This window comes from Paenibacillus lycopersici (assembly GCF_010119935.1).
Lineage (GTDB): Bacteria > Bacillota > Bacilli > Paenibacillales > Paenibacillaceae > Paenibacillus_Z > Paenibacillus_Z lycopersici.
Genome location: NZ_CP048209.1, coordinates 2920714 through 2943559, shown reverse-complemented (window position 1 = coordinate 2943559; position 22846 = coordinate 2920714). Strand labels below are relative to the sequence as shown.

The following is a 22846-nucleotide window of genomic DNA, read 5'->3' as shown; positions in this document are numbered from 1 at the left end:
CAGGTTCGCCTTTGCCCCTTCTCAGCTGACGGGGCTCTCTGGTGAAAGATTCGCCTGGGTACTCTTTCTCTTCATCGCTTTTTGAATATTCCAATTATTCCAAATCATAGTGAATGCGACGAACAAAGTCAAGGGTAAAATGACGTATCGTACCATTTCGGCACGGTTCGCCCGAATCCGTCGTGGTCATCGAGAACCCGGCCGATCCGGAACAGCATGTCGTCGATTTCATCGGGCACCGCCTTAAGCGTCCATACGACGGAGGAAATCATGGTCATGCCGAGATAGAGCGCATACAGCCGCCAGAAATCCGCATTCGGCTCCGTATGGCCATGGTATCCGCGGATTTGGCCGATCGCGAACGGAACGCTGACCGGCGCGCTGAAGAAGCCGGTCTTCACGAACTCGTGAACGGGATCGCCCCAATCGCAGCGGTTGAAATCGATGACGCCCGCCAGCGAGCCGTCCTTCACGATCAGGTTGGCAACATGGAAGTCGTCATGCTGCAGCCGGTTCGGCCGTCCCTTCATCAGAGGGAGATGCGCGTCGATGAAAGCAAGCAGCTTCTCTTCCCGTCCGATCGATACGCCGCAGCTTGCGTACGCCGTCCGGTAGCGCATATGCTTGGCCGTCATTCGTTCCTGCCAGGAAGCCATTTCGACCGGGCACCCGATCCGGTTGATCTTCAGCAATTGTTCGCCGGCTTGGACGCCGACATCGAACTGGGCTTGGCCGCTCAGAAGCGGAAGCGCCTCGGAAGCCTCGTCGCCTTCGATATACGTAACGACCATATACCCGAGTCCAAGCTCGGGAAGCGCGCCGATCCCGACGGGCAAGGAGCCCTTCACGCCGTGAGAGGCCGCAAGCCGCATGCATTCGAATTCGTTCCGCTTCCCCTCGGCCTGCCCGATGGCATACGTGCGCAAGATGTATCGCGGACGATTATCGCCGTCGAATGCGATATATTTCCTGTCTCCGGAATAGCCTTTGTCCAGGTGGACAAGCGCTAGGCAATCCTTCAAGATCGCAATCCGGCCCAGCAGGTTCTCTTCTTCCGAGAGGCAGTCGTTTCCCATATGGAACGCTCCTTTCCGCTAGATCGCAGACTCTGCCGAAATATGAAAGTAGTACATGGCGAATACGCCGGTCGGTGCAGCTTGTCTCGGCGATCGCCTTAGCCTTACGAGGTGCGTCTGCTTCGCATGACAAACCTTAGGATGGCATCCGCCAGCATTGCCATCCCGACGCCGGCCGCATACCGCGCGAGATCGACGGCAAGGAAGCCTTGTCCGAGCACGAGTCCGCCCAGCGTCGTATGACGGATGCGATTTAGCCAATCCGGTTGATAGAGCTGGCTGCATTCGATTGCGAAGCAGAACAGGAGCGCGGCGAGCGCAGCTGTTAATATCGGACGAGCCGGCCGCAGCAGACGGCAGCCGAAGTAGATCATCGCCGCCCACAGCGCGTCTCCCGCCTGCAGCGCCAGCCATTCGGGGAGGCGGTCGGCGAACCGTCTCGAAGCCAAGCCAAGCACGATTGCCGCTGCCGTCGGGAGCGCATAGCCGAGCCTTCTTGCGATTTGCGGCATATCCCGTGCTCACCTCCCGTACGATGCGATTTCCGGTACATTTCTTTACCCAAGTCGGCGGATTTCGGCGTATGTAGTGCACTGGGCGTGTTTACTCGCATTCGGCGTGTTGCGGCGAATGTAGTGCACAAGGTGCACTACATTCGCGAATTCGGACCGGATCGTACCGCTAATACGGCAGATCGTCCTTCGGCCGCTCCTTCTCTTTGCTCTTCCCGACCACTTCGAGCACCTCCAGCAAATCCGGCGGCTGCAGCAGCTCCACCGGCGACATGCTGCGGTCGAACTGGAAGAAGTCGCCTTCGATCAGCGCGACGTAACGCCCGTTGTACGTGGCGAAATGAATCGACTGCCCGAATTCCGACAGCGGGCCCTTCACCGAAACGTCGCCCAGCTTGAACGCCACGCTTAGGTTCGGCTGGAGCTCCACGAGGCGCTCCGCCGCGGCGACGACCCGCTCCTGCGGCCACGATTCCTGAAGCTCGCGCTTCTCGCTGGCGGCCCAGACCTCGAATTGATTCGCCTCCTGCTGGCGCTCCTCGCCCTCGCTGCCCTGCCACTTATCCTCCATGTACTCGTGGACCATCGTCAGCACCTGTTCGCTCATCAGCTCCGGCATCGCCTTCTCGTAACTGATAAACCGGAGGAAATCCTCGAAGTAGCGAGCATGCGAAGCTTGGTGGATCTTGAGCTCCCAGTATTCCAGCATCCCTTCCTCGGGCATGTACGGATATTGAATCGACTTCATGTTGCGCGCGCTGATCGCCATTTCGACATGCGAAATCAGGTTTCGCTCGTCCGTAATGCGGGCGATCTTCGGCTCGAAATCGCATTTCAGCACGAACAGGATCGGCTCGTCGGTATAGCGGTTCGGCGTGGCATGCACGACGATGAACGCGCCGCCGCGGACCGCCGCCGCATCCATGTACAGCCGCACCAGCTCGTCGGCGAAACCGTGAAATTCCGCCGCCGACTCCGCCGTGCGCAGCCGCTGGAACGTGTTGTAGTTCGGGTTGCTGTCGAGGTCGTAGCCGGGCTCAACGATGAAGCGGCCGATTTTGGTCGGCGCCGCTTCCGTAGTCGGATGCCGTTCCGCCTTGCGTTTGACGATCCGCGCGAACTCGCCGTCCAGGAACGACTTCAGCTCGCTGTCGGCATAATCGTAACGGTCCATCGTTTGATAATGGGAGAACGTCTTGGCCGCGTTCGTGTCGCCGCCTTCCCCTTGAATGACGAAAAAGGACAAGTATTCCACAATGAAATCCATCCGCTGCATAAACTCCTTCGTTCTCGATAATCCGCCATGCCTGCGCAACGGCGCGTCAAGTCATTAGCATAGCATATTCGACTGCGGCTGTCGTGAGGGTCGGCACCGACTGCTGCAGGACGGCCCGGCCGGCGATGAGGGCCGGGATCGCCTTCCGTCAGTCCCAAGCATACCGTTTAACCCCGGCGAGAAAAAGAAAAACCGCCGGCGGCAATCTTTCTTAATATCAGTTCGCGTTGACGGTTCGAGCGAGCGGCCCTTGCTGCTGCCGGACGCTCGCTGTCGGGCACAAAAAGCCCGCCTGCACATCGCAGACGGACAAATTGACTCTATGGCAGAAGGTTCGAAGGCGCTAACGAACCGCACGCCTCTTATGCGGGTATATGGAACGCCTTAAGCAAGCTTGCGAATCCGACACGCGCTATAATGGCGCACACGGCTCATATGTTGAGCCGTTTAGCCATATAGCGTTGCTGGAATTCGTTAGGATGATGAGATTGGGCAAACGGGACGAATAGCGTGAACTCGATTCGTAAGCTTGAATCGGGGCTCGGTTCATTGAGCGGCATATCGATGTTCAAGAGCAGCAGATCGATGTTCAAAAGCAGCAGATCGATGTGCATATAGAGATGCCATGCGCGAAGATCCGGTTACACGACAGCCGCCGGTTCCGAGATCAACGACGTCAGCTCGCCGCAGTAGAGCAGCTTCAGCTTGTGCAGCGCGCGGGTGCAGGCGACATACAGCAGCTTCGCGTCGTTGCCGCCGAAGCTGCCGTCATCGGCGTCGGCCACGAGCACGGCGTCGAACTCCAGCCCTTTGGCCAAATAAGCCGGCACGACGGTCAACCCGCCGCCGTACGCTTCCTGCTTGCTCTGCACCAGCGCCGCCTCGATGCCGGCATCCGCCAGCGCCCGCGCGATCGCCTCGCAGGAGCGGATATTGCGGCCCAGCACGGCGATCGTCCGGTAGTGCCCCGATTGCTGCCAGTCGCGGACCGTTTGCACGACGTCGTGCAGACGCTGCTCGTCGGAGCCCATCCGCACGACGTCGACCGCTTCGCCGCTGCGGAAGACCGGCACGGCAGGCTTGACGCCGTCGCCCATGCCGCCGAGCACCCGGTTGGCGAAATCGATGATTTCCATCGTCGACCGGTAGCTCCGGTCCAGCTCGTAATAGCCGGTATCGGCTTCGGGGAAGAGCGCCGTCAGCTCCGTCCAGCTGTGAATGCCGGCGTAGCCATGGATGCCTTGCTGCAAATCGCCGAGCACGGTCATCGACGGCTGGCGCTGGCATTGCTTCAACGCTTCGAGCTGGAACGGCGAGTAATCCTGCGCCTCGTCGATGACGACGTGATCGTACGGCGAACCGTCGAATCCGTTCAAGCGCACGTGGATGTAGACAAGGGGAGCCAGATCTTCCGGCCAGACCAGCTTGCCCTTCAGCAGCTTGATCGTCGCGGCGCAGCTCTTGGCCGGCAGCAGCTCCTTGGCGGCCGGCTCGCCGAGCAGCGCGCCGTACAGCTGCGCGGCCGTCGGCGACGGGATTTTCTTCGCGTACGCATTCAGCTTCGCGTTCAGTTTGGCCTTCAGCTTGCCGTCCGTCTGGCGGCGCGCCTTCCACTCCGACTCCAGCCAGCGCTTCAGGCGGCTGACAAGCCGGTCGCGGCGTTTCATGAATGGCTCGCTGCCGTCGTCGGTCGCCAGCCATTCCGCGATCATCGCGGGCGTCACGCGCCAGCCCGCCATCGGCTCGAACGGCTCCTCCGGGATAAGCGCCGCTTCCGTCAGTGCCAGCTTCGCGTCAACGATCGCTTTGAACGCGAGGCTGCCTTTGATGCGGCCTGTCGATGCCAGCAGCTCATCGCGCGTCCGCGGCTGCTCGAACCAGTAATTCATCGGGTCGTACGCTTCGTCGAGACGAACGGCCTGCCGCAGCTGCTCCAGCGACCAGTCCGCGAACGTCGTCTGCATAATATCACCGACGCCGAGTTCGGGCAGCACGCCGGAAATATAATCGAGGAACATCCGGTTCGGCGCGAAAATAACCATCCGGTCCGCGCGGATATTCCCGGCGTAACGGTAAAGCAAATAGGCGAGCCGATGCAGCGCGACGGTCGTCTTCCCGCTTCCCGCCACCCCTTGAATGAAGACGGCTTTGTTCTTCTCCGTCCGGATGATGCGGTCCTGCTCCTGCTGAATCGTCGAGACGATGTCGCGAAGCTTGTTGTCCTTGTTCTCACCGAGCCGGTACAGCAGGAATTCGTCCGTCACGCTCTCGTCTTCCTGGCCTCGCACGTAGCTGTCCACGACCCGCTCCAGAATGCCGCCGCGCACCATCAGGTTGCGCTTCAGATGAACGGTTCCTTCCACGTCGCCGTCCGGCGATTCGTAGACGACGGGCGCTTCGCCGCCGCTGAACGCATAGAACAGGCTCGCGACGGGCGCGCGCCAATCGACGACGAGCACCTCGTTCGACTGTTCATGGGCGACGCCCGCCTTGCCGATATAGAGCGGCTTCGGCGCAGGCTGCGCTTCTTCTTGAAAATCGATGCGGCCAAAATAAGGCTCGCGCTCGGCGACGGTCAGCCGCTGCTCCCGCTGCTCGCGCTGGATCTCCAGCATCTGCTCGGTGAAATCGTTGCCGGTGTAACGAGGGCCGATTTCCCTCAGCTGCTTGCGGATGCTGCGCAGCACCTCGTCGATGCGCTTCGCCTCTTCTTGAAAGGCACTTTGAACGGTCATGTCAGTTACCTCCCTCTGCGACTGCAAGCCGTGCGTCTGCACGCGTCCTCCCGCCGTCCCCGATCAAGCAAAAGAAGGCGGAGAAAGCCGCATTCGCATGCGGCTTGGTCTGATCGTATATGGAATATTAGTTAGGCGCTCATTAGGAGCATGAGTGAAAACTATAGCACACGCGCCGAAGAACTGTCAATTATGCCAAGCGCAGCCATGCGAGAGCGCTACAGCGCATCAGGCAATCCGTGGAGATACATCGTTTTGCAGTCCGCGTGACCGCGCAGCGCAGCAATCGTCTTGGGGTGCGGAGCCCTATATAAGACGGGATAGTCGACCTCGCCGTATTCGGTTCGGATTGGAAAAGCGAGCTTTTCTCCCCCTAAGGAAAAATCGGCCTCGATGCCCGGCTTGTTGCCTCTGGCGTCGAGTCGAATCCAACGCTCATCGTTCGCGATGTATACGGCATTCAACGCATGGATGCAATAACCGGTGTCGGGCGTATCGCCGAGCGTCAGCCGCTGGTAGCAAAAGCCTGCGGGAATGTTCGCGCGTCTCAAGATCGCGCATAACAAATTCGATTTTGCATAGCAGATGCCTTCCCGGTGAAGCAGCGTTTCCGATGCCGAGCAGGTGATTCTAGCACTCTGAATGTCCCAGGAATGAGCGATTTCGTCGCGAACGAACGCATATGCCTTGCGAATGAATCCGATCTGGTCTTGCGATGACGCGAGAAGGCCGTCCGTCAATCCGGCAATCGACGGAGCGTTGAAATCCACTTCCCCGGTCGCGAGCAAATAATCGGCTGGATGAGGCGATTCGTATTGCAGCTGCATCCCGGTTCATCCCCTTATCTCGTATCGGCAATGCACCAACGTATATGGAATGGGATAATTATGCACTAAGATGATATTTTATGCAATCCGGAAACAGCAAGTTCGGTCTATCAATGTCCGCCTCAGCGGTTCACTTGTATTCCAGCCAGACCATAATGGCGATATGGGCAAGCAGCATGACCGGGATGCCGGCGGCGAATGCGGGATGCTTCGTCTTATGATGGAACATCCGCATCGCGATGAAGGCGCCAAGCGCGCCGCCCAAAGCGCTCGTCCAGAGCAGCCTGCGTTCCGGAATCCGGTGGCGGCGATCCTTCACGGCGCGGATTTTGTCGATGCGCATAAGCGCCCATGCAACAAGATTGATGACGATGAGATAGATCAGGACCAGCTTTTCGATAGATGACATCGCGGTTCGTTCCTTTCGTATGACGGGCAGACGGCGCATCGTCCCGTATGTGAATGCGCGGTGCGGCTGCTTCTGTTAGGCTGTTCGGCCGGGATCGGAATGGCAGCGAGAAGCCGGGCGTGCTTTGCAGAAGCTGCGGACGGGCAGGAACTCCGGGCGAGAGATACGGCCGTGTCCCAGCGGTGTGCCGTTCACGGCTGCGGCCGCGGCTTCGCCCGGTTCGTCGCCGGCGCTTCGAGCGGGTTGTCCGGCCAATAATGCTTCGGGTAACGGCCTTTGAGATCCTTCTTCACGTCGAAATAGGCATGCTGCCAGAAGCTCGCCAAATCCTGCGTCACCTGCACCGGCCGGTGTGCGGGCGAAAGCATATGGATCGTGACGGGGAGCTTGCCGCCCGCGATACGCGGCGTCTCGCGCAAGCCGAACAGCTCCTGCAGCCGGACGGCCAGCACCGGCGCGGCCGGATCGCCGTAATCGAGCGGAATGCGCGAGCCGCTCGGCACGGTCATATGCGTCGGCACCTCCGCCTCCAGCGTTTGGCGCTCCTGCCAGGACAACAGCGATTCCATTATGGCGGCCATCGAGAGCCGGGACAGATCATTGCGGCTGCGCATGCCGCCGATGTACGGGCCGAGCCATTCCGGAAGCGCGGCGAGAAGCGCCTCGTCGGAAACGTCCGGCCAATCCGGGTTATGCGTATGCATCAAATTCATCCGATCGCGCAATTGCCGCGCCTGCTTGGACCATGGCAGCAGTTCGAGCCCCTGCTCGGCGATGCCGCCGAGCAGCGCTTCCGCGACGAGCGATGCGTCGGGATCGGCTAGCTGCGTCTCTTTCAAGACAAGCGAGCCTAGCCTGTAACGGCGGCGCGAACGTACTGCTTCCGCTTGACGGTCCCATTTGATTTCCGTTTCGATGCGGATTTGGTCCGCGAAGAACGTCTCGAGCTCTTCCAGACCGAGCGGAGCCGCCAGCAAAATGCGGCTGTCGGCCCCGCTGTCCTCCAGCTCCGCGGCCGCCAAATACGGCGCGGCCGAGAGCGGCTGCAGCTCCTGCACGGCCGCGCCCCGTCCGTTGCGCAGCAGGAAGCGGCCGTCGCCCCGCCGCTGCGCGATGCGGTCGGGATACGCGAGCGCGAGCAGCAGTCCGCACGCGGCATCGCGGCTCGGCTGCGCCAACGGTCCGCCGGGCGCGCCGCGAGCAGCGCCGGACGGCCCGCTCGCAGCTTGGCCGCCGCTCGTCGCTCGGCCGATGCTCGCCGCGTGGCCGCTGCTTGCCGCTTGGCCGATGCTCGCCCGCGCGGACGGCGCGTCCGCACGGCCGCCGGCTGCGCTCGGCGCATCGGGCTTGCCGGGCGCCGGGCCTCTTGGCCGCTGCCCGCCGCCGGCGGCCTCCGCTCCCGGCGCGGCGCCGGCCGCCTGCGTCCGCGCCTGCGGCTTAACGCCCGCGGCGCGCATCCATTCGCGCGCCTCCGCGGCAAGCCGCTTGACCGCCGCGGGATCGGCGGCGTCGCCGGCGGCGCGCCCGTGCAGCGCTTCAAGGCGCAGACGCATGTCGATGCTGCGCGAGCTTCGCAGCATGTCGCGGTCGCCGAGCAGCGCCGCCAGCTCGCAGGCGAGCTCGCCGAGGCCGAGCGGCTTCGCCTCGAGCACCATATGCGCAAGCCGCGGATGCATGCCGAGCTCCGCCATCGCTTGTCCATGCGGCGTCGGCCGTCCGTCCTCGCCGAGCGCGTTCAGCTCCTGCAGCAGCTCGATTGCTTGGGCATATGCCGCTTCCGGCGGCGGCGTCAGCCACGCAAGCTCGGCAGGATCGCCGATGCCCCAGATCGCAAGCTCCAGCGCCAGCGGCGCCAGATCCGCTCCCAGCAGCTCGGGGTCGCTCTGCGGCTTCAGCTGCCGGTGCTCGCCTTCCGTCCAGAGCCGGTAGCAGACGCCCGGCGCCTCCCTGCCGGCGCGGCCGCGGCGCTGATCGGCCGAGGCGGCGGACACGGGGACCGTCTCCAGCCTGGCCATGCCCGTGCGCGGCGAGAAACGCGGAACGCGGCTGAGCCCGCCGTCCACGACGATGCGTACGCCGCGGACGGTGACGCTGGACTCGGCGATGGACGTGGCGAGCACGATCTTCCGCTCGCCGCCCGCTGCCGCCGACACCGCGCGATCCTGCGCTTCCGGCGGCAGCGCGCCGTACAGCGGCAGCACCGCAATGCCGGCAGGCAGCCCCGTGCCGCCGCCGGACAGCGCGGCGCGCAGCAGTTGCTCCGCCCGGCGGATTTCGCCCGCGCCCGGGAGAAACACGAGCGCATCGCCCTCATCGCTGCGCATCGCTGCAAGCGTGCAGCGCACGACTGCCTCCTCCAACCGGCCCGTTACGGGCTTGGCCGCGTAGCTCGTCTCCACCGGAAACGCCCGCCCTTCGCTCATGAGCAGCGGCGCTCCGCCGAGCAGCTCCGCGACCGGCTCCGCCTCGAGCGTCGCCGACATGACGAGCAGGCGCAGCGACTCGCGGAACACGGACTGCGTCTGCAAGCACAGCGCCAGCCCCAGGTCGCCGTTCAGATGTCGCTCGTGAAACTCGTCGAAAATGACGAGTCCGACGCCCTCCAGCGACGGATCCTGCTGCAGCATCCGCGTCAGCACGCCTTCCGTAATCACTTCGATGCGCGTGGCCGGACCGACCTTCGTATCCATTCGCACCCGGTAGCCGACCGTGCCGCCGACCGCTTCCCCGAGCGAGGCCGCCATGAACCGCGCCGCCGCGCGAGCCGCCAGTCGACGCGGCTCCAGCATCAGAATGCGCTGCCCGGCAAGCCATGCCTCGTCCAGCAGGGCAAGCGGAACCCGGGTCGTCTTGCCCGCGCCCGGCGCGGCAACAAGTACGGCCGATGTCCGTTCGCCCATCGCCTTGCGCAGCTCCGGCAGCAAATCGTCGATCGGCAGACGTCCCGACGCACTTGCACTTCCTCCAGCCTCAATTCCAGTTCCGGCGCCGTCTCCAGCCCTCGCTTCCAATCTGCCGCCTGCTCCCGCGGCTGCACCAGCCCCTGCCGCAGTCGCGGGAAGCCCGCTTATTGAATCGCCTTTCGCGTTCATCCGTAATTCCCCCGTCCTGTTCGTTCGTCTGTTCCATTATAGGGACAACGAGCCAAGTCCGTCAAAGCGTCCCGCCGCCACCAGCGCTCTCGCGTCCGCTTCAACAAATCCCGTTCATCTCCCGATGCTTCGCCCAAACCAAAAACGCGCCGCCCGGTTAGGCAGCGCGCCGCATATTCAATCCGTTCATTCCATGCATCGATTCAGGCCGTTCATTCCATCGCCCAATCAAGTTTCAACCGTAATGCAGACTTAGCCGGCCGAATAATCCCGTACTCCCGCCGCCGTTACTTCCACAGAATAACGAGCGCAAAAAGCAGCGCCGCCTCGATCGCTTCGACCATGGCTCCGTATGTATCTCCGGTCAGTCCGCCGAGCTTGCGCCGCAGCCAGACCGACAGAACGCCGCCTACGGCAATCGCGAGCGCGGCCGTCCATACGATGGCTGCCAGCAGCCGGCCGACCGATGCCGAAGCCGGACAAGCCAGCACGCATGCGACCGTCAGCAGCGCCTGCATAAGCGCAGCCGCCGCCGCATGGCGCGGCCGGACGCTGCCGAAGAGCGCGGCCATGCCTTCGCCCGGCCTTGCGAACGGCCAGAATGCCATGGCCGCGACGAGCCACAGCCTGCCGAGGCCGCAAGCCAGCGCGAACATCGGCGCTTCGGCGAGCCAGCTCCGTCCCTCTTCCATCCATGTGCCGAGCACGGCGAATTTGAACAGCAGGAGGACGGCGGCAGCCAGGACGCCCATCGCGCCGACACGGCTGTCCTTCATGATTTCGAGCATCCGCTCGCGCGAGCGATGGCTCAGCACGCCGTCGGCCGTGTCCATCAGGCCGTCCATATGCAGCCCGCCGCTCAGCAGCAGCCAGACGGCCAGCAGCAAGACGGCCGCCGGCATCGGCGGAACAAGCCCGTCCAAGCCGGCGCCCGCCGCCCCGACGATACCGCCGATAACGACGCCGACGACAGGGTAGTAGACGACGCTTCGCGCGAGCATCTCCGGCGTGAACGGGATGACTGCCGGCACCGGAATGCGCGTCAACAGTTGAAATGCGGTACCCGCCGCCTGCAATTCGCGTATGACAAGCTTCCTAACCATGCCCTTCAAGCCACCTCCGCGCAGCATAATATCCGGCAGCTATCGCCGCCGCGAACCGAATCGCGCAGTATCCGCGTTCAATCCTCATCGAACGCGAACGCATGCTTCTTCAAATCGAGCGGAATGCCGGCCACGACGAGATACGCCTCGCCGCAGATGGCGGCAAGCTTGCGGTTCAGCCGTCCCGCTTCGTCCCGGAACCGCCTGCCGAGGGGATATGCGGGCACGATGCCGCTTCCGACCTCGTTCGTCACAAGCAGCAGCGGGCCCGTGTACGCGGCGACGGCGGCGGTCAGCTTCTCCGCCTCCGCGTGCAATTCGTCATAGCGATGCGGATCGGCGTCCCGTTCGTCGTCCGGTCCATGGTCGACGCGCAGCAGCCAGTTCGTCAGCCATAACGTCAGGCAATCGACGAGCACGACGGGCCGCTCGGGCTCCCCAGCATGCTCGCCTTCCAGCCGAGCCAGCAGCTCCGCAAGCGCCAGCGGCTCTTCGATCGTTCGCCACGGATAACCGGACTGCTTCCGATCCTGCCGATGGCGAGCGGTCCGCTCCTTCATTTCCTCGTCCCACGCCTGGGATGTCGCGACATAAATGCCTTGCTTCGCGAGCTTCGCCGCATACGCTTCCGCGAACCCGCTCTTGCCGCTTCGCGCGCCGCCCGTGATGAAAATCGCCATGTCCCCGCCCCGTTCCCGTTCATCATGAACGCTTCGCGACGCCGTGACATACAGCCACGGTATCATCGCTTCTTATATCGGCAGTTCGAACGCCAATCTCGTGGCCTCTCATGGCCTCCTTATATCAGCTCTTCGAACGCCAATCTCGTGCCTCTTGCAGGCTTCTTAAGCCGCATCTCGAACGCTTATCCGAACTTCTCGCGCCCCGCTCGCGGCAGCTATTCCCGCGAAACGCCCGCGCTCTCGAACGTCGCCATTTCCCGCATGACGCTTAACGCCGCATCGACGAAATGAAATGCCAGCACCGCACCGGTTCCTTCGCCAAGGCGCATATCCAGCTGGATCATCGGCGACAGGCCGAGCTTCCGCAGCAGCGCGGCATGGCCTTGCTCCTGCGAGAGATGCGAGGCGATCATGAACGCCGCCGCCTTCGGCGCGAGCGCGGTCGCCACGAGCGCGGCCGCCGAGGAGATGAAGCCGTCGACGACGACGAGGCAGCGGTGCGCCGCCGCCCCGAGGATGACGCCGGCCAGTCCGGCGATTTCCAGTCCGCCGACTTTGGCGAGCGCGCCGATCGGGTCGGAATCGTCCGGCCGGTTGCAAGCGAGCGCGCGCTTGACGACCTCGACCTTATGCAGCCGGCGTTCCTCGTCGATGCCCGTGCCGAGGCCGACCGCCTCATCCGGCGTCATGCCGCCCAGCGCGGCGCAAAGCGCTGCGCTTGCCGTCGTGTTGCCGATGCCCATGTCGCCCGTGGCGAACATGCGGTAGCCTTCGCCGGCCAGACGGGCGACGAGCTCGAAGCCGCCGAGCACGGCCGCCGCCGCTTCGTCCCGGGTCATGGCCGCTTCGCGCGTCATGTTCCCGGTTCCTTTGCGGGTCTTGCAAGTAATGAGCGCCTCATGCGCGAGGTCCGCGTTGACGCCCATGTCGACGCAGAGCACATCCGCTCGCGCGCCGCGCGCCAGCACGTTCACGGCCGCGCCGCCGGCCAGAAAGTTCATCACCATCTGCGGCGTCACTTCGGCGGGAAAGGCGCTGATGCCTTCTTCGCAGACGCCGTGGTCGCCGGCCATGACGATGACGGCCCGCTTGCCGTAATCGGGCGCCAGCTCCCCGGAAATGCCGGCCGCCCGAATGGCGATATCCTCCAGCCGCCCAAGGCTGCCTGGCGGCTTGGTCAGGCTGTTCAAATGCTGAATGGCATCGGCCATGACGCCGGCGTTCAAATCCCCGATTTCGTTGATGAAGGACGTTATTTTCAATTCATGCCCGCTTAGGCTCCTCTGTTCGCTCATTTTACAGCTCCCCTTCGCGTACGATTTCCGCTGCCCTGCCGGCAGCCGGCGTCTCCGGCCGCAGCAGCAGCTGCGGCACGCCAGTCTCGGGATGCGGCAGAACGATGGCGTCCGCGCCGAACACCCGCCGGATCAGCTCCGGCGATACAAGCTCGCGCGGCGGCCCGTCCGCGTCGACGGCGCCTTGATGGAGCACCAGCAGCCGGTCGCAGTAATGCGCCGCCAAATTCAGATCGTGCAGCACGGCGACGACGGTCAACCCCCGCTCCTTCTGCCAGCGCTTGACCGAATCCAGCAATTGCACTTGATACCCGATGTCCAGATACGTCGTCGGCTCGTCGAGCAGCAGCAGCTCCGGCTCCTGCGCCATCACCTTCGCCAGCGCGACTCGCTGACGCTCGCCCCCGCTCAAGCCGTCGATCCGCCGGTGCTGCAATGCCATCAGCCCCATGTCCGCCAACGCCCGCTCGACAATCCGCTCGCCCTCGAACGATTCCTCGCCCAGCCAATTCTGATACGGGAACCGCCCCATTCGCACCGCCTCGCGCACCGTAAACCCGACGGCCGCCAGACCGCCTTGCTGCAGCACGGCCACGCGCTTGGCCAATTCTTTGCGCTTATAATCCGACGCGCGCCGGCCAGCCAGCAGCACCTCGCCCGACGACGGCCGATCCGTGCCGGATAGCAGCCGGAGCAGCGTCGACTTGCCGACGCCGTTCGGTCCGATGATGCCGACCGTTTCGCCTTTTTCAATCATGAAATGAAGGTCGTTCAGTATCGTCCTTCCCCCGATTACGACCGAGACCGCTCTCGCTTCGATCACGATGCAGCGCCTCCCTGCTGCACTTTGCGCCTGTAGAGCAAATACGCGAAGAACGGCGCGCCGATCAGCGCCGTGACGATGCCGAGCGAGATTTCCTTCGGACTGAGCGCCGTTCTTGCCAGCGTATCCGCCCACACCAGGTAGAAGCCGCCGCCGATCGCGGAGAGGGGAACGATAATGCGGTAATCCGGCCCGACGAGCAGGCGAATCAGATGCGGAACGACAAGCCCGACGAAGCCGACGACGCCCGCGACGGAGACGGCAACCGCTGTCAATAGCGTGCACATGACGAGGACGATCAGCTTCGTCCGTTCGACGTTGACGCCGAGATGCGCCGCATGGCGCTCGCCGAATGCGAATAGATTCAAATGCTGCGCGTAGCGAATCAAGACCGGCAGGCCGACGATCAGGAACGGCGCGACCAACCGCACATGCGCCCAGCTGCGCGCGCTGAGGCTGCCCATAAGCCAGAACATCGCTTCGTTGACGACACTTTGCGACATCGTCACCAGGAACGTGACGAGCGCCCCCAGGAAAGCCTGGACGACGACGCCCGATAGAATGAGCGTTTCGACGTTCATGGCGCCTCTTGCCCGCGCGAGGCCGAACACGATCAAGAGCGTGACCATGCCCGTGACGAATGCGACCAGCGGGACCGTCCATAGACCGAGCGCCGATTGCAGGCCGAACACGATCATAAAAGCGGCGCCGACGGAGCAGCCCGACGCGACGCCAAGCGTGAACGGGTCGGCAAGCGGATTGCGAAGCACGCCCTGGAAGCCCGCGCCCGCCAATGCCAGGCAAGCGCCGACCAGCATCCCGAGCAGAACCCGGGACAGCCGCAGCTGCGTGACGATGGCGATGTCGCCGGCGTCCCATTTCGTATCGGCCGCCGGCATCCACGGCAGCTGGTGAAGAAGAATGCCCCACACGTCTCTCAGCGGCAGGCCGGAGGAACCGATCGAGAGACTGACGACGACGGATGCGAGCAAGAGGAGCATCGCTGCCCCTCCGTATACGAATAATCTCGTTCGCATCTTACTTGAACAAATCCGGATGCAGCTTCTTCGCCACTTCCAGCAAGCCGTCGGCCAGGCGAGGCCCGACGCGCGTCAGCGGATCCTGATCGACCTCGAACAATTTTTTATTCTTGATGGCATTGATCGTATTCCAGCCCGGGCGCGTTTCGATCGCTGCGAGAATCGGATTTTTCTCGCCTGCGTTGACCGTCATGGATGCATAGATAATGTCGTCGGGATTCGCTTTCACGACCGCCTCCGGATCGATTTCGTACCAGTTCGGCTCCGTCGCGATATTCGTCCCGCCCGCGAGCGTAATGATTTCATCCAGGAACTCCCCCTTGCCGACCGTCCAGCCCGGCGCGAACTCCAGATATACATTCGGCTTCGGCGCATCCTTCACCGTGTCCGCGACCTGCTTGCGCACCTGCTCCATATGGTCGGCCACCGCAGCCGCTTCCTGCGATTTGTCGAGAATCGCGCCGATTTGCTTCACTTTCTCGATCACGGCATCATACGTCTTCGGATCCGTCGCATACACCGGCAGCTTGAGCGAACGCAGCTTGTCGACGACCGCCTGGCTCATCGTGTAGGAGGCAAGAACGAGGTCGGGCTTCAGCGATACGATTTTCTCGATATCCGCGTTCATGTCGCCGATCTTCGGCTTATCCGCCGCTTCCTTCGGATAATTGGAGAAGTTGTCGACAGCGGCGATCGCATCGCCCGCGCCGAGCGCATAGACGATCTCCGTCTCGCTCGGCACTAGCGTAACGATGCGCCGAGGCGCCGCGCCGAACGTCAGCTCGGTGCCCGTGACGTCTGTCACCGTCAGCGGATAGACCGTCGCTTGTAGCGCCGAGTCGGCAGTGCCGGCATTATCCGCGGCGCCGTCGGCCGCATTCGCCGCGTTATCGCCGTTTGCCGCATTCGCGGCATTCCCTGCCGCAGCATCTCCCGTATTCGGGGAGACCGCATTGTTCGCCGCCTCGTTATCGCTCGCGGTTCTCGTTCCGCAAGCCGCCGTAGCCAGCACGATCGCCGCGGCCATCGCGAAGAAGACTAATTTCCATATTGGTGCCGGTTTCCGATTATTCGCGTTCATAGTCTCTCTCCCATTTCATTCGTCTGTTCGCACAGCTGCACGCTTCCACCCGGCGCACGGAAACGCAAAAAAAGCATCTCCGACGAAAGTGTCAGAAATGCTCGTGTCTCAATGAACGGCCAAACGAGCGAACGGCCGAACCAAGCGCTCTTGGCCTCGGCATTCGCGTGCGAATCCGTGTCATTGTCCCTATTTCTAACACTTCCCTAAGTCCTCGTAGGCAGCGTTATTCATTACAGGCAGGTCTCCTGACTTGGAGCGGCGCAGCAGGGTCTTCCCGGACTCGCGCGTCCAGTGACTTCATCCTGCTGCGTTGCCGGGGCCGAAATTGCGGCCGGGGCACTCCTTACAGTGGCGGGTCCATGCCGGATTCACACCGGACTTCCCTATTAAACCGGAGCTCGCATGCGATGCGGGTCCGGTACCTGTAACTACGGCTATGCAATTGGTTATCCGTGTTACTATACCACCCTATGGAACCGATGTCCATATGCCGGCAGCCGAATAACGCTCATGCCTGCAGTCGCCGGTCCAGCTTCCTTCTCATCTGTCCGTTCAGCCGAAGCGCATTGCCGACGACGGATACGGAACTGAGCGCCATCGCCGTGCCCGCCATCCACGGCTCGATGCCGCCTACTGCCGCGAACGGGATAACGACGGCATTGTACAGCAAGGCGAAGCCGAGGTTCTGACGAATGTTGCGCACGGTCAGCCGGCTGATCAGCAGCGACTCGGAAATGCCCGTCAGGCGCGAGCGGAGCAGCGTCATGTCGCCGGCGTCCAGCGCGGCTTCCGTGCCCCCGCCCATGGCGATCCCGACATCCGCCGCCGCCAGCGCCGGCGCGTCGTTCCAGCCGTCGCCCGCCATCGCGACGACGAGGCCCCCCTGCTGCAGCCGGCGAATAAGCGCCGCCTTATGCTCCGGAAGCAGGGAAGCGTGCACTTCTCGAATGCCGGCAAGCGCGGCCGCTTTCGCCGCGGCGCCCGGATGGTCGCCCGTGGCCAGCAGCACGCGTACGCCTTCGCCGGCAAGCGCTTCGACCGCTTCCTTGGACGTGCGCTTGACGGAATCGGACAGGGCGAAGGCGCCGGTATTGACGCCGTCGACGAACACGTAGACGACGGTCTCGCCCGACCGCTCTCGCGGATCCGCGAAGCTCTTCGATGCCCGGTGGATCGTCCACGAGCGCTCGGCGGCGAGCGCGGCGTTGCCGACCGCGATCAGCTTGCCTTCCACCCGGGCTTCGATCCCTTTGCCCGGATAGGCGATATGATCGGACGATACCGGCAGCACAAGCCCCGCGCGCCGGGCAGATTCCCGGAGCGCTTCCGCGAACGGATGCAGCGACCTTTCCTCCGCGGCAGCCGCCAGGCGCAGCAGCGTATTCGGCGCGCCGTTGAGCGCCGAAGCGCCCGTCACCGCAGGCTTGCCTTCCGTCAGCGTCCCGGTCTTGTCAAGCACGATCAAATCCAGCTGCGCCAGCCGTTCCAGCGCGCCGGCCTCCTTCAGCACGATGCCGCGCCGGGCAAGCTTGCCGGTGGCCAGCACGAGCGAGATCGGCGCCGCAAGGCCGAGCGCGCACGGGCAGGCCGCGAGCAGGACGGCGAGCGCGTGGATGGACGCCGTCGACCAATCGCCCGGACGGAGCAAGAGCAGCCAGAGCAGCAGCGTCCCCAGCGCGAGCAGCATCATGACCGGGACGAACACGGCCGCCATCCGGTCGACTTTGCGTCCGATGGACGATTTCGTGGCCTGCGCCTGGCGCGTGATCGCAGCGATGCGGCTGAGCATCGTATTTCGTCCCGTTGCGAGCACTTGCAGGCGGAGCGTCTGTCCCCTGACCGTCGTGCCGGCGAATACGCGGTCTCCCGCCTCCCGCTTGACCAGCCCGCTCTCGCCGGTCAGGAACGACTCGTCCAGCGTTGCTTCGCCGTCCACGACGAGGCCGTCGGCCGGCACATGCCCGTTCGCCTCGACCAGCAGCTGGTCGCCTACACGGAGCCGGTCAAGCGCTATCCGTTCCGGCATCCCGCCGCGCAGGACGAGCGCTTCCTTCGCCTGCAGCGACGCGTAGCCGTCGCCTTCCCGCATGACCCGCTCCGATGCGGTCGCCTCCAGCAGCTTGCCGATCAAGACGGCGGTAATGACGACGGCCGATGTCTCGAAATAAAGCGGGCCGCCCTTCAGCATCGCCGCATAGCTGTAGATATAGGCCGCCGTCGTGCCGATCGCCACCAGCACGTCCATATTGGCCGTACGCTCCCGCAGCGCGTAGAACGCGCCGAAATAGAACGGCATGCCGATGAAGAACTGTACGATCGACGCCAGCAGCAGCTGCAGCACCGGCTCTTCGATGAAGGCCGGTACGGGAATGCCCCGCAGCAGCGAATAATGATGCGCCATCGTCCAGAGCAGCGGCAGCGTCAGCAGGCTGCCCGCGAACACGCGCAGCTTAAGCGCGTCGATCTCCGAGCCGCCGTCGCCGTCGCGGCCGTACGGGAACGCCTGAAACCCGATTTGCCCGATCCGTTCCATAATGCCCGCCGGCGTAATCGTATCCGCGGCATAAGTAATATAAGCGGACTTCGCCGCGTAATGAACCGACACGCCGGAGACGCCGGCCAGCTTGCCGACGGCCCGCTCGATCCGGGTCGCGCACGCCGTGCAGCTCATTCCGTGAATCCGCAAATCCAATACTTCTTCCTCGACCGGAGGCTGCATGGCCGCCCTCCTTCGCATCGCTCGGCTTGAGCATCGATGCTGCCAAGCCGTCCTATTCTCCACTATATGGCGAACAGGCATGCCGCATGATAAAAGCGACAAAAAAGCGCCCCCGCATCACCATGCGAAAGCGCCTTTCCAGCTCTACGAGCCACTAACCGATCCCGGACAAGCCTTTACTTGCCGGTCTTCACTTCGCCCGGCCAGCTGAGCATGCCGCCGAGGACGTTCACGACCTCGAACCCCTGCGCGGCGAGATAATCGCAAGCCCTGCTGCTGCGATTGCCGCTTCTGCACACCATGTAGAACGGTTCCTCGAAATCGTTCAGTTCGCCCAGCCGCTCGACGAATACGGACAGCGGCATGCTGACCGCTTCCTTAATATGGCCGGACTCCCATTCGTCCGGCTCGCGCACATCGATGACGCTGAGCTTCTCGCCGGCCCGAAGCCGGGTTTCCAATTCGCTTGCCGTAATTTCTCCCATTGCCCGATAACGCTCCTTCAAGCAGAAGTTTGGCCGATCCACCTCACATTTTACCTTTATGAAGCTTGCCATGTCCAGCCGTCTCCCAGATGGACGCAAGCAACAACGGCATCCGCACAGGCGCGGATGCCGCTTCGTTCCAAGCTTTCGTTATACGCGAACCGCCGTTCCGCTGACCGCAACCATCAGCATTCCTTCCCGGACGACCTCGTAATCGATGTCGATGCCGACGATCGCGTTCGCGCCCAGCCGCGACGCATGGCTGGACATTTCGTTGAACGCCACGTCGCGCGCCTCCTTCAGCTTCGTCTCGTAAGCGCCGGACCGGCCGCCGACGATGTCCGTGATGGAAGCGAACAGATCGCGCACGATGTTCGCGCCCATGATCGCCTCTCCCGTCACTACGCCCAGGTATTGTTGAATCGGTTGTCCTTCGATTGTCGGTGTCGTTGAAAAAATCATCGTTATCCCTCCCGCAAGTTATACGAGGTCATACGCGCGAACCTCGCATTCGGATTCATTTTGTTGCCGGCACTCGGCGAGCCTCGCCTCGTTCAAGCGAGGATAGAATAGCCCCGACGATTCCGTATTATGCGCCGCCTCGCGATTGGCACCGCCATGCTGCAGCCATATCGCAAAGCCTGCTTGTCGTCAAACCGTAGGCGTGCGATAGCTGCCCGACATGTTCGCCCGCCGGGTTCGCCGGTTGTTGGCGATCAGCGTGCTGCTCAGCAGGATCATCGCCGCCCAGCACCATAAATTCACGTTCCATAACGGCTGAAAAACGCCTTTGGGCGGCTTCATCTTCAGCGTCGACGGATCCAGCGCCAGTTCCGGCGCCCACACCTGCTTGCAGGCATCGTATACGGCCAGCGCCGCAAGCATCAATGCCGCGGCAATGAGTGCCCGCTTCAGCTTGCGGTTCTGCGCGGCCCGATGGAGCAGCGACGCGATGAATATGCCGAAGATCCCGGAGGATAGCGGCGCCACAATCAGGACGCTGAGCAGATTGGAGCCTTCGGACGAGAACAGCATTTTACCCGCAAACATAACCATTCCGAAGGCGGCGGCCGTCAACCATAACAAGGCTTTCGTGCCGTAAGAAGCCAAGGCCGGCTTCCGCTGTTTGCCTTCGTTCGAGCGCCATCGGATATACCGAATCAGCAGCATGAGCGCGGGAACGCCCGCGCCAATCAGCGAGAACAGATACTGCAGCAGCTGATAGACATGCTTGCCGGCGAAGCTGCCGCGCAGCGGACTGAACCAGCCCACGAACGTGCCGGACGCATGCGTCCATGCATCCATGAACATATGCGACCAATAACCGATGAACAGCGACACGAGGAAAATCGTCCATGCGCGCACGGAATCCAGCTTCCATTCCTCCGACGACATCCGCATGACGAACCGGTCCAGCCCGCCGGCCGACGGCATGAACCTCGGCAGCGCCGGCTTGATGACCCGGTGAAACGCGAACGCGAACGCGATGCTGAGCGGGACGCCTTGCAGCAGGAGCCCTTCCAATGAATGTCCGATCGTCTGGTACGGCTCCAGCGCCATGAAATATTCCATATCCGGAATCATGCTCCCGAGCACGAGACCCGTCACGCTTAGCCATCGGGGCGCAATGCGTTTGAGCGGTACGGAGAACAGCGGATGCGAGAACGTAAACGGCATGGCTCAGTCCAACTGACCGAACTTGCTCAGCGGCCACAGCCGGAAGACGGCTCTTCCTTCGATACTGGACATGGCAATCGGCCCGAGCATCCGGCTGTCTTGGCTGTTCTCGCGGTTATCGCCCATGACGAACACGGATTTGGCCGGCACCTTGAACGGGACCTGCATGCCGTTGGAATACGTACGCCCTTTCACGTACGGTTCATTCAGCTTGGTATCGTTGACGAGCACTTGGCCGTCGTCCGTGAAATCGATCACGTCGCCCGGCAGGCCGATGACCCGCTTAATGAGCCGTTTGTCGCTTTCCGGACCGCTAATAATGACGATATCTCCGCGATGCGGCGTTTCGAAGCGGTAGCTGATTTTATCCTCGATCAGCCGCTGCCCGTCCACGAGCGTTTTCTGCATCGAAATGTTCTTGACCTCGGTTTGCGCAAAGGCGTAATTCTGAATCAGAAGCGCTAACGTAATCGCGATTCCAAGCGTGACGCACCAATCCCGAAGCTCCCGAATCCATGGTTTCTTCATTGCTTCCGACTCCTCTCTCCGCCTATCTGTTCCGGCATGTCTCTTACATGAATACGAGAATCGCGGACAATAAGTTTCTATTTCTTCCGGAATAGAATGCGCAAAAAGGATTGCTCTTCCTATTTTCCTATTATACATTTATTAGGCTGACATCCCAATACACCGAAGGAGTGACATTCCTTTGACCGCTGAAGAGAAAGCCTCCGATCAGGCTCCCTTGATTCGTACGACCCGGTCGGATCATGTCCTGTTCGTCATCGTTACGCTGCTGTACTGGTCCACGCTCTACGTCTATGTCCCGATCTTATCCCCTTTTATGAAAAGCGGCGGCTACGCCGACGATCTGATCGGCATCGTGCTCGGCAGTTACGGCTTCGTGCAGATGCTCGTCCGGTTCCCGCTCGGGCTGCTGTCGGATAAGATGCACAAGCGCAAACCGTTCCTCATGCTCGGCATGATTACGGGCACGCTCAGCTGCCTGCTCTTCATGATTCCCGGCTCCTGGCTGTGGCCGCTGGCCGGCCGCATGATGTCCGGCGTCTGCGCATCCGCCTGGGTTGCCTTTACCGTCCTGTACGCCGCTTATTTTGCCGCCGCCGACGCGACGAAAGCGATGAGCAACATCAGCTTCATGACCGTCTCCGGACAGCTGATCGGCATGGTGCTGAGCGGCTGGCTGGCCGATACGTACGGCTGGAATGCGGCCTTCTCGGCAGGCATCATCTTCGGCATAGCCGGACTGGGACTCGCCTTCGCGGTCAAAGAACCGAAGGAAGGGGTCGCGCGTTCGCCGATCTCGCTCAGTCATTTGCGGGAAGTCATTCGGACGACTTCGCTGCGGCAGGTGTCGACGCTGTCGATCCTCGCCCACTGCGTGCTGTTCATTACGATGTTCGGCTTTACGCCGCTCAAGGCGACTTCGCTCGGAGCGTCGGACGGTCAGCTTACGCTCATCGTCATCGCCTTCATGATCCCGCACGGACTCGCCTCGCTCGTGACCGGCCGCTGGCTCGTGCCGAAGTTCGGGACGTGGAACGTCATCGGAACCGCCTACTTGCTGAGCGGCAGCTTCACGGTCGCGATCGCCTTCGCCCCGAATCTCGGGCTGCTTGCCCTTACGCAAGTGTTGAACGGCTTCGCGCAAGGCATGTACTTGCCGATCCTGCTCGGGCTGGCCATCCAGCCGTTCGAATCGTCGAAGCGCGCGACGGCCATGGGCTTCTACCAGGCGATCTATTCCATCGGCATGTTCGCCGGCCCGTTCCTTGCCGGCTTCATCAACGCGCAGTTCGGCCGGGATTACGGCTTCATCCTGGGCGGCCTGTTCGCGTTGACCGCGCTGGTGCTGACGCTCGTATGGAAACGCAGCGCAAGCCGGATGTCCAAGCCGGCGCGGCGACAGCTGTCGCAATGAACAGAAAACACCTGCCGGGTACGGACGCGGATCCGAATCTGGCAGGTGTTTCTTATTGCTGGCCGCTC

Annotated in this window: 19 protein-coding genes and 1 riboswitch; of the genes, 1 reads left to right on the top strand and 18 read right to left on the bottom strand. The window is 62.6% G+C overall.

Annotated elements, in window-relative coordinates; all coding sequences use genetic code 11:
- Positions 1 to 128: 128 nt before the first annotated feature.
- The 18 genes from GXP70_RS13110 to lepB form a co-directional block, all read right to left on the bottom strand.
- Positions 129 to 1076, bottom strand: coding sequence for an aminoglycoside phosphotransferase family protein (locus tag GXP70_RS13110; protein WP_162357231.1), 948 nt, complete (start codon positions 1074 to 1076; stop codon positions 129 to 131).
- A 104-nt stretch (positions 1077 to 1180) separates the two neighbouring features.
- On the bottom strand, positions 1181 to 1588 hold the full coding sequence (locus GXP70_RS13105; RefSeq protein ID WP_162357230.1) for a ribosomal maturation YjgA family protein: 408 nt from the start codon (positions 1586 to 1588) through the stop codon (positions 1181 to 1183).
- A gap of 169 nt (positions 1589 to 1757) precedes the next feature.
- The gene (locus GXP70_RS13100; protein WP_162357229.1) at positions 1758 to 2855 is read right to left on the bottom strand and encodes a DUF3900 domain-containing protein; all 1098 of its coding nucleotides are present in this window, start codon (positions 2853 to 2855) and stop codon (positions 1758 to 1760) included.
- Between the two features lie 650 nt (positions 2856 to 3505).
- On the bottom strand, positions 3506 to 5599 hold the full coding sequence (locus GXP70_RS13095) for a HelD family protein (protein WP_162357228.1): 2094 nt from the start codon (positions 5597 to 5599) through the stop codon (positions 3506 to 3508).
- A gap of 218 nt (positions 5600 to 5817) precedes the next feature.
- Positions 5818 to 6426, bottom strand: a complete 609-nt coding sequence (locus GXP70_RS13090; RefSeq protein WP_162357227.1) for a transglutaminase-like domain-containing protein — start codon at positions 6424 to 6426, stop codon at positions 5818 to 5820.
- Positions 6427 to 6556: 130 nt separating this feature from the next.
- The gene (locus GXP70_RS13085; RefSeq protein ID WP_162357226.1) at positions 6557 to 6835 is read right to left on the bottom strand and encodes a DUF1294 domain-containing protein; all 279 of its coding nucleotides are present in this window, start codon (positions 6833 to 6835) and stop codon (positions 6557 to 6559) included.
- A gap of 191 nt (positions 6836 to 7026) precedes the next feature.
- Entirely contained in the window at positions 7027 to 9735 is a 2709-nt protein-coding gene (hrpB, locus tag GXP70_RS13080) for an ATP-dependent helicase HrpB (RefSeq protein ID WP_192043487.1), read from the bottom strand.
- A gap of 479 nt (positions 9736 to 10214) precedes the next feature.
- Entirely contained in the window at positions 10215 to 11030 is an 816-nt protein-coding gene (gene cobS / locus GXP70_RS13075) for an adenosylcobinamide-GDP ribazoletransferase (RefSeq protein WP_162357224.1), read from the bottom strand.
- A gap of 77 nt (positions 11031 to 11107) precedes the next feature.
- A complete protein-coding gene (gene cobU, locus GXP70_RS13070; protein WP_162357223.1) occupies positions 11108 to 11710 on the bottom strand; it encodes a bifunctional adenosylcobinamide kinase/adenosylcobinamide-phosphate guanylyltransferase in 603 nt (200 codons plus the stop codon).
- Positions 11711 to 11928: 218 nt separating this feature from the next.
- Positions 11929 to 13008: a nicotinate-nucleotide--dimethylbenzimidazole phosphoribosyltransferase gene (gene cobT, locus GXP70_RS13065; RefSeq protein ID WP_162357222.1), complete on the bottom strand. Its 1080-nt coding sequence runs from the start codon at positions 13006 to 13008 to the stop codon at positions 11929 to 11931.
- Between the two features lies 1 nt (position 13009).
- Complete coding sequence (locus GXP70_RS29835) at positions 13010 to 13831, bottom strand: heme ABC transporter ATP-binding protein (protein ID WP_225442786.1); 822 nt, start codon at positions 13829 to 13831, stop codon at positions 13010 to 13012.
- Positions 13828 to 14868, bottom strand: coding sequence for a FecCD family ABC transporter permease (locus GXP70_RS29830; protein WP_225442785.1), 1041 nt, complete (start codon positions 14866 to 14868; stop codon positions 13828 to 13830). The genes GXP70_RS29835 and GXP70_RS29830 overlap by 4 nt, the downstream gene beginning before the upstream one ends.
- 1 nt (position 14869) lies before the next feature.
- The gene (locus GXP70_RS13055) at positions 14870 to 15952 is read right to left on the bottom strand and encodes an ABC transporter substrate-binding protein (protein ID WP_162357221.1); all 1083 of its coding nucleotides are present in this window, start codon (positions 15950 to 15952) and stop codon (positions 14870 to 14872) included.
- Between the two features lie 221 nt (positions 15953 to 16173).
- A riboswitch (cobalamin riboswitch) is annotated at positions 16174 to 16396 on the bottom strand.
- Positions 16397 to 16463: 67 nt separating this feature from the next.
- On the bottom strand, positions 16464 to 18674 hold the full coding sequence (locus tag GXP70_RS13050; RefSeq protein WP_162357220.1) for a heavy metal translocating P-type ATPase: 2211 nt from the start codon (positions 18672 to 18674) through the stop codon (positions 16464 to 16466).
- 176 nt (positions 18675 to 18850) lie between these two features.
- Positions 18851 to 19159 carry a rhodanese-like domain-containing protein gene (locus GXP70_RS13045; RefSeq protein ID WP_162357219.1) on the bottom strand — a complete coding sequence of 103 codons (309 nt, stop codon included), beginning with the start codon at positions 19157 to 19159 and terminating at the stop codon, positions 18851 to 18853.
- 150 nt (positions 19160 to 19309) lie between these two features.
- Complete coding sequence (locus tag GXP70_RS13040; RefSeq protein WP_162357218.1) at positions 19310 to 19621, bottom strand: heavy metal-binding domain-containing protein; 312 nt, start codon at positions 19619 to 19621, stop codon at positions 19310 to 19312.
- A 189-nt stretch (positions 19622 to 19810) separates the two neighbouring features.
- Complete coding sequence (locus GXP70_RS13035; RefSeq protein ID WP_162357217.1) at positions 19811 to 20836, bottom strand: DUF4184 family protein; 1026 nt, start codon at positions 20834 to 20836, stop codon at positions 19811 to 19813.
- Between the two features lie 3 nt (positions 20837 to 20839).
- The gene (lepB, locus tag GXP70_RS13030; RefSeq protein ID WP_225442784.1) at positions 20840 to 21364 is read right to left on the bottom strand and encodes a signal peptidase I; all 525 of its coding nucleotides are present in this window, start codon (positions 21362 to 21364) and stop codon (positions 20840 to 20842) included.
- A 181-nt stretch (positions 21365 to 21545) separates the two neighbouring features.
- Between lepB and GXP70_RS13025 the strand changes: the two genes are divergently transcribed.
- A complete protein-coding gene (locus tag GXP70_RS13025; protein WP_225442783.1) occupies positions 21546 to 22778 on the top strand; it encodes an MFS transporter in 1233 nt (410 codons plus the stop codon).
- Positions 22779 to 22846 lie beyond the last annotated feature (68 nt).